At 40.9% G+C, this 15,390-nt stretch carries 13 protein-coding genes and 1 tRNA gene; all 14 read left to right on the forward strand.

Annotated features, from left to right (window positions below; all coding sequences use genetic code 11):
• Positions 1–27: 27 nt before the first annotated feature.
• The 14 genes from DXB39_RS01710 (at position 28) to DXB39_RS01775 (ending at position 15,367) form a co-directional block, all read left to right on the forward strand.
• Positions 28–2,346, forward strand: a complete 2,319-nt coding sequence (locus tag DXB39_RS01710; RefSeq protein WP_117841139.1) for an ABC transporter ATP-binding protein — start codon at positions 28–30, stop codon at positions 2,344–2,346.
• Between the two features lies 1 nt (position 2,347).
• A complete protein-coding gene (locus DXB39_RS01715) occupies positions 2,348–4,201 on the forward strand; it encodes an ABC transporter ATP-binding protein (protein ID WP_117841138.1) in 1,854 nt (617 codons plus the stop codon).
• Positions 4,202–4,248: 47 nt separating this feature from the next.
• A tRNA-Arg gene (locus DXB39_RS01720) sits at positions 4,249–4,320 on the forward strand.
• 138 nt (positions 4,321–4,458) lie between these two features.
• Positions 4,459–5,736 carry an SH3 domain-containing protein gene (locus DXB39_RS01725; protein WP_117841137.1) on the forward strand — a complete coding sequence of 426 codons (1,278 nt, stop codon included), beginning with the start codon at positions 4,459–4,461 and terminating at the stop codon, positions 5,734–5,736.
• A 148-nt stretch (positions 5,737–5,884) separates the two neighbouring features.
• Entirely contained in the window at positions 5,885–6,625 is a 741-nt protein-coding gene (locus DXB39_RS01730; protein WP_117841136.1) for a pseudouridine synthase, read from the forward strand.
• 22 nt (positions 6,626–6,647) lie between these two features.
• The gene (gene ligA / locus DXB39_RS01735) at positions 6,648–8,621 is read left to right on the forward strand and encodes an NAD-dependent DNA ligase LigA (protein WP_117841135.1); all 1,974 of its coding nucleotides are present in this window, start codon (positions 6,648–6,650) and stop codon (positions 8,619–8,621) included.
• A gap of 78 nt (positions 8,622–8,699) precedes the next feature.
• A complete protein-coding gene (gene metA / locus DXB39_RS01740; protein ID WP_022243236.1) occupies positions 8,700–9,632 on the forward strand; it encodes a homoserine O-acetyltransferase MetA in 933 nt (310 codons plus the stop codon).
• A gap of 46 nt (positions 9,633–9,678) precedes the next feature.
• Positions 9,679–10,158: a hypothetical protein gene (locus DXB39_RS01745; RefSeq protein WP_117698585.1), complete on the forward strand. Its 480-nt coding sequence runs from the start codon at positions 9,679–9,681 to the stop codon at positions 10,156–10,158.
• A 2-nt stretch (positions 10,159–10,160) separates the two neighbouring features.
• Positions 10,161–12,125: an EAL domain-containing protein gene (locus tag DXB39_RS01750; RefSeq protein WP_117841134.1), complete on the forward strand. Its 1,965-nt coding sequence runs from the start codon at positions 10,161–10,163 to the stop codon at positions 12,123–12,125.
• Between the two features lie 22 nt (positions 12,126–12,147).
• On the forward strand, positions 12,148–12,525 hold the full coding sequence (locus DXB39_RS01755) for an Asp23/Gls24 family envelope stress response protein (RefSeq protein ID WP_022243233.1): 378 nt from the start codon (positions 12,148–12,150) through the stop codon (positions 12,523–12,525).
• 97 nt (positions 12,526–12,622) lie between these two features.
• Positions 12,623–13,018 carry a transcription antitermination factor NusB gene (gene nusB / locus DXB39_RS01760; RefSeq protein ID WP_197420811.1) on the forward strand — a complete coding sequence of 132 codons (396 nt, stop codon included), beginning with the start codon at positions 12,623–12,625 and terminating at the stop codon, positions 13,016–13,018.
• Positions 13,015–14,232: an exodeoxyribonuclease VII large subunit gene (gene xseA / locus DXB39_RS01765; protein ID WP_117841132.1), complete on the forward strand. Its 1,218-nt coding sequence runs from the start codon at positions 13,015–13,017 to the stop codon at positions 14,230–14,232. Before nusB ends, xseA begins: the two co-directional genes overlap by 4 nt.
• Positions 14,229–14,480 (forward strand): exodeoxyribonuclease VII small subunit, encoded by a 252-nt coding sequence (gene xseB, locus DXB39_RS01770; protein WP_117841131.1) that lies wholly within the window; start codon positions 14,229–14,231, stop codon positions 14,478–14,480. The genes xseA and xseB overlap by 4 nt, the downstream gene beginning before the upstream one ends.
• Entirely contained in the window at positions 14,480–15,367 is an 888-nt protein-coding gene (locus tag DXB39_RS01775; protein ID WP_022243229.1) for a polyprenyl synthetase family protein, read from the forward strand. The genes xseB and DXB39_RS01775 overlap by 1 nt, the downstream gene beginning before the upstream one ends.
• The last annotated feature ends 23 nt before the right edge of the window (positions 15,368–15,390 follow it).

Below are 15,390 nucleotides of genomic sequence, written 5' to 3' on the forward strand. Positions count from 1 at the left end.
AATATAGAAAAGGAAGGAACAGGAAAGATGCGGAAACTATTTAAAAATATGCTCCCGTACTGGCATATCATCGTGGTAATATTTCTCCTCCTTGGAGTGCAGGCTTATTGCGATTTGTCGTTGCCACAATATACATCCGATATCATCGATGTAGGAATCCAGAATAAGGGAATCAAACATATTTTGCCGGAAAAGATGCCGGAGGAAGAATATCAGCTGGCAGAACTTTTTATGACAGATGGTGAAAAGGATACTTTTGAAGCGGTCTATGAAAAAAAGGATGATACTTATGTATGTACTGCGGATAAAGAGACATTAGAAACATTGGATGATGAACTACTGACACCAATCGTACTGACTTACCGTATGGCAAATATGAGTGAAACGGATTTTAAGAATACGATTGCGGAAGCATTGGAACAGAATCCGCAGAACCAGATTACCAAAGAAAGCTTAGATGAGATGTCCATTGAAGAAATCGGACAGATGATGCAGATGGAACTGACCACATATGAAGCGGAAAATGATGATGGTGAAATGGTAACTTATGTGGATATGCGTCCGATGATGCAGCAGCTGATTGCAAGCGGTGCAATGACGCAGGATGGTATAGCACAGTCCAGAGAATATATGGAAAATATGATAGATTCTGTGGGAAGCAGTACCTTACATGCCATGGGAACAGCATATGCAGCATCCTGTGACGAAAAGGCAGGACTTGATGTGGAGCATATCCAGAAGAATTATCTCTGGTCAGAGGGTGGAAAGATGGCAGCTATGTCATTACTCATGCTGGCAGTTGCAGTGGTAGTCGGATATCTTGCATCCAGAGTCGGCGCAGGAGTCGGAAGAGACTTAAGAGAGAAAATCTTTGGTAAGGTAGTAGGCTTTTCCAATACTGAGATGGATAAATTCTCTACCGCTTCCTTAATTACAAGAAGCACCAATGATATTCAGCAGATTCAGTTTGTAACAGCAATTATGCTTCGAATGCTTTTATATGCACCAATCATCGGAATTGGTGGAATTTATAAAGTATTAAAGACCGGAGCACATATGGAATGGATTATCGTAATGGCAGTACTGGTAATTTCTGGACTGGTTATGGTGTTGATGTCCATTACACTTCCGAAGTTCAAAATAATGCAGAAGTTAGTGGATGCCCTGAACTTAGTATCCAGAGAGATTCTTACGGGACTTTCCGTAATCCGCGCTTTTGGAAGAGAAAAAAAGGAAGAAGAGCGGTTTGATGAAGCAAACCGGAATCTTACCAGAACACAGTTATTTACCAACCGTGTCATGACTTTTATGATGCCGGGCATGATGTTTATTATGTATGGAGTAACCATACTGATTGTCTGGGTATCGGCACATCGTATTGATGCCGGACAGCTTCAGGTAGGAGCAATGACCGCATTTATTACTTATACCATGCAGATTGTTATGGCATTCCTGATGCTTACCATGATGTCTATTATGCTGCCGCGTGCCGGTGTTGCAGCAGACCGGATTGATGAAGTTATTACTACAAATTCTTCTATTATAGAAAAGGCAGAAAAAGAAACAATTGAAAAACATACCGGAAAAGTGGAATTCCATCATGTAAACTTCCGTTATCCGGGTGCGGATGAAGATGTATTGGAAGATATTGATTTTACAGCAGAACCGGGAAAGACAACAGCGATTATCGGAAGTACCGGCTGTGGAAAGTCAACGCTGGTTAATCTGATTCCGAGATTCTATGATGTAACAGCCGGTAAGATTACCTTAGATGGTGTGGATATCCGGAATTTAAGCTTAGCTGAATTAAGAGATGAAATCGGATTTGTACCACAGAAGGGAATTCTGTTTTCAGGAACCATTGCATCCAATCTGAAATTCGGCAGACCGGAAGCTACGGAAGCAGAAATGAAAGAGGCTGCAGAGATTGCACAGGCAACAGAATTTATTAATGAAAAGCCGGAAAAATATGACAGCGGGATTGCACAGGGTGGAACGAATGTTTCCGGTGGACAGAAACAGAGATTATCCATCGCCAGAGCAATCGCAAAGAATCCGAATGTTTATATCTTTGATGACAGTTTCTCTGCACTTGATATGAAGACCGATGCGGCACTGCGTAAAGCATTGGAGTCAAAAACAAAAGAAAGCAGTGTAATTATCGTGGCACAGCGAATCAGTACCATTTTACATGCCGACCAGATTCTTGTATTGGATGAAGGTAAGATTGTCGGAAAAGGTACTCATGAAGAATTATTACGGGATTGTGAAGTATATCAGCAGATTGCACAGTCACAGTTATCCGCAAAGGAATTGGGATTAGAAGAGGGAAAGGAGGAAAAATAACATGAGTAATGAGCAAAGTTATCGTGCACCACGTCGTAGAGGTCCGAGAGGACCAATGGGCGGTGGAATGATGCCGGGTGAAAAAGCAAAAGATTTTAAGGGCTCTTTCCGGAAACTTCTTTCTTATATTGGAAAATATAAAATTGGAATTGTTGCAGTTATGATACTTGCAATCTGTTCTACCGTATTTTCTGTATTAGGACCAAAGGTAATGGGTAAAGCTACTACGGCATTGGCAGACGGTCTGATGAATAAAGTAGCAGGAACCGGCGGAATTGATTTTACACTGATTGGAAAGATATTATTATTTACTCTTGGCTTATATATTATCAGTGCGGTATTCAGCTTTTTTCAGGGGTTTATTATGACTGGAATCACACAGAAAATCTGCTATCGTATGCGTAAAGAGATTTCTGAAAAAATCAACCGTATGCCGATGAAATATTTTGAAAGCAGAACTTATGGGGAAGTTCTTTCCCGTATTACCAATGATGTGGATACTTTGGGACAGAGCTTAAATCAGAGTGTGACACAGATTATTACCAGCGTGGCAACCATTATCGGAGTGCTTGTGATGATGATTTCTATTTCACCACTGATGACACTGATTGCATTAGTAATTCTTCCGATTTCAGCGTTGATGGTTTCAGCAATTGCAAAATTTTCACAGAAATATTTCCGTACCCAGCAGGAGTACTTGGGACATATTAATGGACAGGTGGAAGAGACTTATTCCGGACATTTAGTTATCCAGGCATTTAATAAAGAAAAGGAAACCATAAAACGGTTTAATAATACAAACCATGTATTATATGAGTCTGCCTGGAAATCCCAGTTTTTATCCGGAATGATGCAGCCGGTTATGGTATTTGTCGGTAACCTTGGCTATGCAGGCGTGGCAATTTCCGGTGGAATGCTTGCAATTAACGGGACAATCGGAATTGGTGATATTCAGGCATTTATCCAGTATGTAAAGAGCTTCACTCAGCCAATCCAGCAGATTGCACAGGTCATTAACCAGGTACAGTCCATGACCGCAGCTTCGGAACGTGTTTTTGAATTCTTAGGTGAAGAGGAAGAAGACCAGACCACAGAAAATGCAGTGGAATTAAAGGATGTTCGTGGAGAAGTAGAATTCTCCCATGTGCATTTCGGATACAATCCGGATCAGATTATCATTAATGATTTTTCCGCAAAGGTAGAACCGGGACAGAAGATTGCCATTGTAGGACCAACCGGAGCAGGTAAGACTACCATGGTGAAGCTGCTGATGCGTTTTTATGATGTCAACAGTGGAAGCATCAGATTAGATGGTAACGATATCAGAAACTATAACCGCCGGGAGCTAAGAGATGCCTTCGGCATGGTACTTCAGGATACCTGGTTATTTAAAGGTACTATTATGGAAAATATCCGTTACGGAAGACTGGATGCCACGGACGAAGAAGTTATTGCAGCAGCAAAAGCAGCCCATGCCCATCATTTCATCCAGACATTGCCGGGGGGTTATAATATGGAATTAAATGAGGACGCCAGCAATGTATCCCAGGGACAAAAACAGTTGCTTACCATAGCCCGTGCCATTTTAGCAGACAACCGGGTATTGATTTTAGATGAAGCAACTTCTTCTGTTGATACCAGAACAGAGCACAGAATCCAGAAGGCTATGGATAACCTGATGAAAGGAAGAACAAGTTTTATTATTGCCCATCGTCTGTCTACCATTCGTGATGCTGATCTGATTCTTGTTATGAAAGATGGTGATATTATTGAACAGGGAAATCATGAAGAACTGTTACAGAAGAATGGTTTCTATGCACAGCTTTATAATTCCCAGTTTGAAGAAGCTTCTTAAATAAAACCTTTGATTTTTTTATATAGATGTGTTAGTATAAATAAGCTGCAACCGTAGTCTAATGGATAGAACGTCAGACTCCGACTCTGATAATGCGGGTTCGATTCCCGCCGGGTGCATTTTATAATTTATATTAACACATTTTTTTGCGGGATTTATGTCCCGCAAAACTTATAAGAAACGTTTTTCATTATTTACACGGGCAGCTCACAAAGCATACTTTTTTGGGGGTTATGGGTAAGGTTAGGAGGACAGATATGAAAGCGTCAGAAATCAAAGAAAAAATGAGTAAGATATCAAAGAATGATATAAGTAGTTTCTTTCAGAAGAACTGGAAATATTTTACTGCAGTAATATTATTTGTTGTATTGGCAGTAGTAATGATAAAATTCAGCAGTGGAAATAAAGATAAAGATAATGGACTTTCTACGGAACAGGGTACCGAATCAGAGAGCTTTCAGGTAGATGCCGTTCCGGAAATCAATACCCTGATGCAGAATTATTACAATGCATATGCGGCAGGTGATCTGGCAACATTACAGACCTATGCAACACCTGTTTCCGAGAATGAACAGAGCCTGATTACCATGATGTCACAGTATGCAGAGAGTTATCAGAATATCAAATGTTATACTAAGTCAGGATTAGAAGCAGATTCTTATCTTGTCTGTGTAACGCTGGATTTGAAATTCGCAGGAGTAGATACTACAGCACCTGGTATGGAGTTCTTCTATGTAAAGAAGAATGAGCAGGGAGCACTTTATATTGATAACTTATACAGCAGCTTTAACCGTCATTATAAAGAACAGCCGACCGATAATAATGTGGAAAACTTAATCAGTAGTTTTGAAACACAGGAAGATGTCATTGCATTACAGGCAGAAGTACAGGCAAATTATGAAAAAGCAATTGCTTCAGATGAAAATCTTTCTAATATGGTAACGGTTACAATTGCTGATGCATATAATGCATGGGCAACAGCAATCGCACAGGCACAGGCACAGCAGCAGCCGGCAACAGAGGAGACACCGGCGGAACCAGAGACACCGGCGGAACCAGAGACACCGGCGGAACCAGAGGCACCGGTGGAACCAGAGACACCAGCTGAGCCGGAAGTGACAACGGAGACGGTATATACACTGGATAAAGTAAATGTCAGACAGGAACCGAATGAGTCCGGAGCATTGCTTGGAACAGTTGAAAAGGGAACTGCACTGACAAGAACCGGTACGACAGAAGATGGATGGAGCAGCATTGATTACAATGGCACACCGGCATATGTAAAGAGTGACTATGTTTCAACAGAAGCACCGGCACAGGAGCCGGCGGCAGACACCAGCGGAATCGCAGCTGGCACTAAGATTACATTAACCAATACGGTTAATATCCGTTCCTCTATGAGTGAGACCGCATCCAAGGTTGGAGTTGCTTATGCAGGAGATTCTGTTACTGTTCAGATGAGCTATGCAGAAGGGTGGACAAAAGTTACCTGGAAAGATAAAGAAGGATATGTTAAGACAGAGTTCTTAAAATAATAAATAGATGGAGGTCTTAGGACCTCCGTTATTTTTACTTTACAGGAAATTGCTTTCCTGTAAAGTAAAAAACGCTCCGCGAGGATGTACCAAGACACATTCTTTGTTCCGCGGGCAGCGAGAAAATTTACACAGGGTGAAAATATTGATGGAAGAAAACGGAATCAGAATCAATAAATTTTTAAGTGAAGCAGGATATTGTTCCAGGAGAGAAGCGGACCGTCTGATTGAGCAGGGACGTATTACGGTAGATGGAAAAGTTCTTTCTGTCGGCTGTAAGGTGATGCCGGGACAGCGGGTGTGTGTAGATGGAAAAACAATAAAAAAAGAAGAGGAAATGATTCTTCTTGCATTTAATAAGCCGGTGGGCATTGTCTGCACTGCTGCAAAAGACGAAAAAGACAATATTGTTGATTATATTCATTATCCGAAACGTATTTATCCGGTAGGAAGACTGGATAAAGATTCCCAGGGACTTATATTATTGACAAATAATGGGGATATTGTAAATAAGATGATGCGTGCCGGGAATATGCATGAAAAGGAATATGAAGTTACCGTAAATCATGACATAACGGAGACATTTTTAAAGAAAATGTCCGGGGGAGTTCCACTGGAAGAACTTGGTGTGGTTACAAGACCATGTGCAGTAGAAAAACTGGATGTGCGTAAATTCCGAATCATATTAACCCAGGGGTATAACCGGCAGATCCGCCGGATGTGTGAGTATTGCGGATATAAAGTAGTAAAATTAAAGAGAGTTCGCATTATGAATATAGAACTGGGCAGTCTCAAAAAAGGAAAGTACCGCAGAGTAACGGCGGAAGAGTGGACTGAGCTGAACCGGCGCATTTTAAATTCCAGCAATACAACAGTAATGCCAAAATAGATTGAGGGTAAGGAGCATATCCATGGATGAGAAGAAGAGAATCGAGGAACTGGTAAAAACGTTAAATGAGGCGTCCGAAGCATATTACAATGGACAGGATGAAATTATGTCAAACTATGAATGGGATGGCATGTTTGACGAACTGACCCGGTTAGAAGAAAAAACAGGATATATTCTGCCGGAAAGTCCGACACAGAATGCCGGATTTGAGGAAAGCAATGGTGAACGGGAAGCGCATGAATATCCGGCACTTTCCCTTGCCAAGACGAAACGGATTTCTGATTTACAGGTGTGGGCGGGAGAAAGACCGGTCTGGTTATCCTGGAAACTGGATGGATTAACATTGGTAGTAACTTATGATAACGGAAAACTTGTTAAGATTTTAACAAGAGGAAATGGAACCGTCGGCAGCAATATCACATTTATGAAGGATGCCATTGAAGGGATTCCAAAGACTGTAAAATATAAGGGACATCTGGTAGTCCGTGGCGAAGCGGCTATTACCTATACAGATTTTGAATTAATCAATGATACCATTGAAGATGATGATGAAAAATATGCCAACCCGAGAAATCTTGCATCCGGCACTTTAGGTCTGGATAAGAGCAATCTTGATAAAGTAAAGGAACGCCATATTCATTTTTATGCATTTACACTGGTGCATCTGGATGAAACAATGTCATCCTGGGGAGAACGGATGGATTATCTTGAGAAGCTTGGATTTACGACAGTAGCACATGAATTGACCGATGCGAAAGGGTTGGAGGAAGTTGTAGAACGCTGGACAAAGAAGGTAGAAGATGGTGAAATGGATATTCCGGTAGATGGACTGGTTATCTGTTATGAAGATAATGATTATGCCCAGACCGGTAATGTTACCGGACATCATGCGTCTAGAGCCGGTTATGCGTTTAAATGGCAGGATGTCTCTGCGGAGACCACATTAAAATATGTAGAGTGGTCCTGTGCGGCATCTACCATTTCTCCGGTAGCAGTATTTGAGCCGGTTGCACTGGAGGGAACCACCGTAAGCCGCGCCTCCCTTTGTAATATCAGTGAAATGGAACGTCTTGGAATCGGAGAAGATGGGAAGACAACACTTGATATTATTAAAGCAAATAAGATTATTCCAAAATGTATCGGCGTAAAGAAAAAGGAAGGAACTTTTACGATTCCGGAATTCTGTCCGGTATGCCATGCCAGAACGGAAATCAGAATCAGTGAACACAGCGGAACAAAGACTTTACATTGTACGAATCCGGACTGTACCGCAAAGCATGTAAAAAAATTCAGCCGCTTTGTCAGCAAGCCTGGCATGGACATTGACGGATTGTCCATACAGACCATGCTAAAGTTTATGAACTTAGGATATATCCATTATTTTGAAGATATTTATACTCTTAAAAATCATGCGGATGAAATCCGCTCTTTAGACGGATTTGGCGAGAAATCCTGTAACAATATGCTGCAGGCAATTGAAAAGAGCAAAAACGTTGATCCGGTACATTTTATTTATGCACTGTGCATTCCGCAGATTGGCACCGATGCAGGAAAGAAAATGATTGCTGCCCTTGGCACAGGAGGTTTCTTTCAGAAACTGCATGCAGGTGAAGGATTTGAGGATATTGACGGAATCGGACCGGAGCGTTCGACTTCCATGCTGGACTGGTACAGACAGAATCAAAACCGTCATACGGTAGCTGCATTAGAAGAAATATTAAACATTGCGGAAGTAGAGCCGAAGGTGACAGAGGGAGGAACCTGTGAAGGACTTACCTTTGTTATTACCGGTGATGTCCATCAGTTTAAAAACCGTACCGAATTTAAAGAGTATGTGGAGAGCCAGAACGGCTCTGTTACCGGCAGTGTTTCTAAGAAGACAGATTATCTTGTGAATAATGATATTGAATCCACATCATCAAAGAATCAGAAAGCAAAGAGTCTTGGCATTCCGATTATTTCTGAAGATATGTTTGTGGAACGTTTCGGAAAGTGAATTGCATATTGAAGTATTCGTAAAATTAAGGTATTATGAAATGAGATATGTGTATATGATGAAAAGAGGTTAGATAATATGCCGATTAAGATAATGAGCGATTTACCGTCCAGAGAGATTCTGGAAAGGGAAAATGTGTTTGTTATGGATGAGGGAAGAGCAGAACATCAGGATATCCGCCCAATCCGGATTGGAATACTGAATCTGATGCCATTAAAAGAAGAAACGGAACTGCAGTTGTTGCGTTCACTTGCAAATACACCATTACAGGTTGATGTTACCTTTTTAACGGTATCATCCCATGAATCAAAGAATACATCCATGAGTCATCTGAATCATTTTTATCAGACAATGGATGAAATCTGGGATGAGAATCTGGACGGACTGATTATAACCGGAGCACCGGTAGAAACCATGGAATACGAAGAGGTGGATTACTGGAAGGAAGTCTGTGATATTATGGAGTGGTCTAAGACCCATGTAACATCAACCCTGCATTTATGCTGGGGCGCACAGGCTGCTCTCTATTATCACTATGGTATCCCAAAATATATGCTGGATGAGAAAATGTTTGGAATTTTCGAACATCAGGTAAAGAACCGCAAAGTACCACTGGTAAGGGGATTTGATGACCGCTTTATGGCACCGCATTCGAGACATTCCGGAATCCGTAAAGAGGATATTGAGAAGGTAAAGGATATTACCATTCTTGCAGAATCAGAAAAAGCAGGTGTATTTCTGGCAATTGCCAATGAGGGACGCAAAATTTTTGTGATGGGACATCCGGAATATGACCGTTATACATTGGATGAGGAATATAAGCGTGATCTGCAGAAAGGGATGGATATTGCCATGCCGGAGAATTATTATCCGGACAATGATATCAATGCAAAACCATTACTGCAGTGGCGTTCACACGGTAATATGTTATATGCAAACTGGCTGAATTATTATGTGTATCAGCAGACACCATATGATTATATCAATACCAGAAAAATTGTGGGAAAATAAGCAGATTTCTTTTTGGAAAAAGGCTTAAGAAAATACAGGGGGCACAATGAAAACGGAGAAAAAAGGTGTAGAGGGACAACTTGATATTTTCGAAGCAATGAATCGTGCAGCAGATGCCATAGACCGGATGGTGGAAGAAGACCAGAAGAAAAAGAAGGCATCCGGAAATAAAACGGAATCCGGAGAGAAGTCTGCAAAAGCTGTAACCGGGCAGAAGAAAAACAAAGAGGATAAAATCATCCGTGGCTGTGATATGCATGCATCCATGCAGAAGACATTTCTAAACCCGGAAGACGGCGATTTTGCCATGATTGCTTATATTGACTACAACAAGGTTTATATCAGGGAATGGAATTCCCCGGCAGCGTTATATACTTTCGAAGAGTCAAAGAAGGCTGTGGATTTTTATATTGACAAACTGACGAAGATAAAGGCGGCAGGGATGGCAGAAGAAACAACAGAGCAGGAACCGTTCAGTGATGTAAAATATCTTTCAGATAATATTTATGCAGAGTGTGAGGGATAAGAATGGAGCATTTAGTATATTACGATATTGCGGCTGCATTTGTTCTTCTGACTGCATTAGTTGCGTATCATTTAAGAAAATACAGTGACAATTTTCAAAGCAGGGTATACCGCGTAATGTTGTATGCTCTGCTTGTCGTGTCTACCAGCGACTTTTTACTGTTCTGGAAGGAAATCACTTTCGGAAAAACAGGAACTACAGTCCTGCTCTATATCTGTATTTTAGGGCAGGTTGTGGCAGCGGCAGCTTATCTTTTGTATATTCTGTGCCTGACAGGAAGAGTGGAACGCTTTATCCGGAAGGAAAAGGGATGGTTGTTTGTACCGGCCTGGATTGTAATCGCATTGCTGGTAGTACAGTTATTTATACCATATCTTTTTAAAGTGGGAACGGATGGCAGCTATCAGAGACAGAATGGAATTATGTTATTCTACCTATGTATGATTTATTTTTATCTGATGGGGGAAGTGTTTCTGGTTCGTTTCCGAAAACGGCTCAGCTTTGAATTATTATTCTCTACGACTGTATTTGCAGTTGTAAGTGTGTTTACACTGGTGCTTCATATTGCATTTCCGGGTTTCCGGTTTCAGTTTTTTGGAATGGCAATGTGCGTACTTTTATATCTGATTTCTTCGGAAAGACCACAGGAATATACGGTGCCGGAGCTTGAAATTATGAACCGGAGGGCATTTTTAAAAGAGTCAGAGGAACGCCTGTTAGGAAGTGAGCGTTTTCCGATGCTTGTCATTAAAGTGCATAATTTAAAGGTGATGCGGCAGACATTGGGAAATGATTCTGTCAATGAATTCCTGAAGGAAATGGCGGCATTTTTTCGTAAGCTTATCGACAATTCCCGTATTTACCAGTTTTCACAGAGCGTATATGTGCTGGCGTTAGACCGGAAGAAGAAGGATATTGATTCTTCCTTACTGATCCGGCAGATTCTGAACCGGTTTGAACAGCCATGGCATTCCGGCAGTGTAGAGACAAAATTCCGGATTCATATCAGCAGTATTGTGTGTCCGCGTGATACGAATAATCTGAATGGATTAATTGACTATATCCAGTATATGCGTTCAATATCATCTGAAAATGGAAATGTAGTATTAAAGACTGCTGAGATGGATATTGACCGGCCAAAGAGGGAACTTCGTATCCGGAAACTTTTGAATGATGCAGTAGACCATAAAGGTTTCGAAGTCTTTTACCAGCCGATTTATTCGGTGACAGAAAACAGAATCGTATCTGCGGAAGCACTGGTCCGGCTGAAAGATCAGAGTATGGGCTACATTTCTCCGGAAGAATTTATTCCAATTGCAGAAAAGAGCGGAATGATTATGCAGATTGGAGAATTTGTATTTGAGACAGTCTGTCGTTTTATCCGGGAAAAGCAGCTTACAGACTATGGCTTACAGTATATAGAAATAAATCTGTCTGTGGTGCAGTGTATGCAGGAAAATCTTGCCGAGAGGTTGACGGAAATAATGAAGAAGTATTATGTAGCACCAGCCCAGATCAATCTTGAGATTACTGAGACAGCGGCAGCCCATAGTGATATGTTGGAAAACAATATCAAGATACTGCATAAGCAGGGCATTGAGTTTTCTTTGGATGATTATGGCTCAGGATATTCCAATACGGATTATCTGTTCCGGTTCCCGTTCCGTATCGTAAAAATTGATAAAACCATTCTGTGGGAAGCGTTTAAAAATGAAAAGGCAATGATTGCATTGCGTAATACTATCCGCATGATTAAAGAACTTGGGCTTGAGATTGTGGTAGAAGGAGTAGAAAATCAGGAATATGTAGATTATCTGACAGAACAGCACTGTGATTATCTACAGGGATATTTTTATTCCAAGCCGATTCCGGACAGAGATTTCTTAGAACTTTTACGCAGGGAAAATGTACAATATTATGCGGAAAGGTTTTCAAAAAATGAATTATCTGATATAATAACCACATAATATTTTTGTAGGAGGCAAAACGATGGCAGATAATAGAAAAGTTGTTAAAATAAAAGAAGATAACCTTGGGGAAGTACATGTGGCAGATGAGGTCGTTGCTATTATTGCAGGACTTGCAGCAACAGAAGTAGAAGGAGTTGCATCCATGGCTGGCAATATTACCAATGAACTGGTGAGCAAACTTGGAATGAAGAATTTATCTAAGGGTGTTAAGGTAGAAGTGGCAGAGAAAACGGTCAGCGTAGAAGTAGCTTTAAATATTTCTTATGGTTATTCTATTCCGGAAGTATCTGAGAAGGTACAGGAGAAAGTAAAATCTGCAATTGAGACTATGACAGGATTATCCGTAGCAATTGTTAACGTCAGAATTGCAACGGTTGACATGAAAAATACGAAATAAAACTTTTGTGATAACCGCAGATGTAGTATAATAAAGAATGCTGTTAAAGCATTCTTTTTTATAGTTACATGGAAGACCAATAATGAAAGGATACAGCATGAGCAGGAGAGAAATCAGAGAACAGATATTTAAAATGTTATTCCGTGTGGAATTTCATAGTGAGAAGGAATACGAAGAGCAGATGAATCTGTTTATCGAAGAGAATGAACCGATTGAGAAGCCGGATGAGAGTTATATTGAAGACAAATTTAATAAGATTATTGCTGTTTTAGAGGAAATCGATAAGATTATCAATGAATCATCCAAAGGCTGGAAAACAACCCGTATGGGCAAAGTTGATCTGACCCTGATTCGTCTTGCTGTATATGAGATGAAATATGAAGAGGATATTCCAACCGGAGTAGCCATCAATGAAGCAGTAGAACTGGCAAAAAAATATGGAACAGATGATTCACCGGCATTTATCAACGGAGTATTGGCAAAAATCGCATGATAAAGAAAGTATATGGGGTAACCCAGATTAACCGATACATCAGAAATATGTTTGCCCAGGATTTTGTCCTGCATCAGGTATGTGTGAAGGGTGAGGTATCGAATTGTAAATATCATTCCTCCGGTCATATTTATTTTACTTTAAAGGAAAATAACAGTGCCATCAGTGCAATTATGTTTGCCGGTAACCGGGGTGGTTTATCCTTTCGTATGAAGGATGGCGACAAAGTCGAGGTAACAGGTTCTATTGAAGTATTTGAACGTGATGGCAGATATCAGATATATGCAAAAGAAATTACACTTGCCGGTGCAGGGGATTTATATTCCAGATTTCTTCAATTGAAACAGGAACTTGAGGAAATGGGCATGTTTGCGGAAGAGTATAAAAAACCGATTCCGCAGTATGCCGGACGTATTGGAATTGTTACAGCACCTACCGGGGCTGCAATACAGGATATCCGTAATATTGCTGCACGAAGAAATCCTTATGTGCAGCTTATTCTATATCCGGCACTGGTACAGGGTGAGGGTGCCAAAGAAAGCATTGTAAATGGGATTCATGCATTGGATGCCATGCATTTGGACATTATCATTGTGGGGCGTGGTGGTGGCTCCATAGAGGATTTATGGGCATTCAACGAAGAAATTGTTGCAAGGGCAATTTTTGAATGTGAAACACCGGTTATTTCTGCAGTGGGACATGAAGTGGATTACACCATTGCGGATTATGTGGCAGACTTGCGGGCACCGACTCCGTCTGCAGCGGCAGAACTTGCGGTATATGACAGGAATCAGATGTTACAGCGGATACAGACTGACCGGGTACATCTGATGCGCAGCATGAAGAGTAAAATTGCTGTGATACAGGGACGCATGGAGACACTGAAGGCAAGATTAATGCAACAGAGTCCTGTATATCGTCTGAACAGTCAGAAACAGTATCTGGGGGAATTACAGCTTCGCTTAGAGCATGGCATGACACAGCAGTTAGATAAGAATAAGGCAAGACTTCGGATGTTAGCCCAGCATTTCGATGATATTTCGCCATTGAAACGATTGGGACAGGGATATGCATATGTTTCTGACAGCCGGCAGAATGGTTTAAAAAGTGTTTCACAGGTTTCAAAAGGAGAACAATTGCAGATCAGTGTAAAAGACGGAACCGTTAAGGCAAGAGTAGAAGAAATCATATGCCAGGAGGAAATCGGAAGATGACAGATTATACAATCAATGAAAATGAGACAGATAATATAACGGAAAAAAAAGAAAATGAGAATTTAGAGGATTTATTTGCAGAAGTGGAACAGCTGATTGCACATATGGAGGAAGACATTTCTCTGGATGAATCCTTTCTCTGCTATGAGCAGGGCATGAAGAAGCTGAAACACTGCAGTGAGCGGATAGATTCGATTGAAAAGAAAATGTTAGTGTTGAATGAACAGGGAATGCTGGAGGAATTTTAATGGATATGACAGCAGAGCTTACAAAGCGGACAGAACAGATTGAAAACATCATAAAAAAATATCTTCCGGAGGAAGAAGGCTATCAGAAGCAGGTAATTGAAGCCATGAATTATAGTTTTCTTGCAGGAGGAAAGCGGTTAAGACCAATGCTGATGTTGGAAACTTACCGCATGTTTGGTGGAAAATCAGAGGTAATTGAGCCATTCATGGCAGCCATTGAGATGATTCATACTTATTCTTTAATTCATGATGATCTGCCGGCAATGGATAATGATGAATACCGCCGCGGACGAAAGACAACGCATATTGTCTATGGAGAAGCTATGGCAATTCTTGCCGGGGATGGTCTTTTGAATTTTGCCTATGAGACAGCATTGACAGCATTACAGACGGAACAGACGCCTAATGTGGCAAAGGCATTGCTTGTATTATCGCAGAAAGCCGGAATTTATGGTATGGTAGGGGGACAGACCGTAGATGTGGAAACGGATCAAACACAGTCTGTCACCAGAGACCAGTTAGATTTTATTTATAAATTAAAGACCAGTGCTTTGATTGAAGCGTCTATGTTAATCGGTGCAATTCTTGCAGGTGCCACGAAAAGCGAGCAGAAGATTATCGAAGAGGCGGCATCAGAGATTGGTCTGGCATTCCAGATACAGGATGATATTTTAGATGTTACCGGTAATCAGGAAGTGCTTGGGAAACCGGTTGGCAGTGATGCCAAAAACGAAAAGGCAACTTATGTTACATATGAGGGATTGAAAAAAGCACAGGAAGATGTGAAACGATATTCAAAACATGCAGTGAATTTATTAGAATCACTGGTGGTAAAAAATGAATTTCTGATTCATCTGGTAGAATATCTGATTCATAGGGAAAAATAAGAACTTCAGAAACCAAAGGAGTA

This window comes from Roseburia sp. OM03-7AC, from assembly GCF_003462625.1.
Lineage (GTDB): Bacteria > Bacillota > Clostridia > Lachnospirales > Lachnospiraceae > Roseburia_C > Roseburia_C amylophila.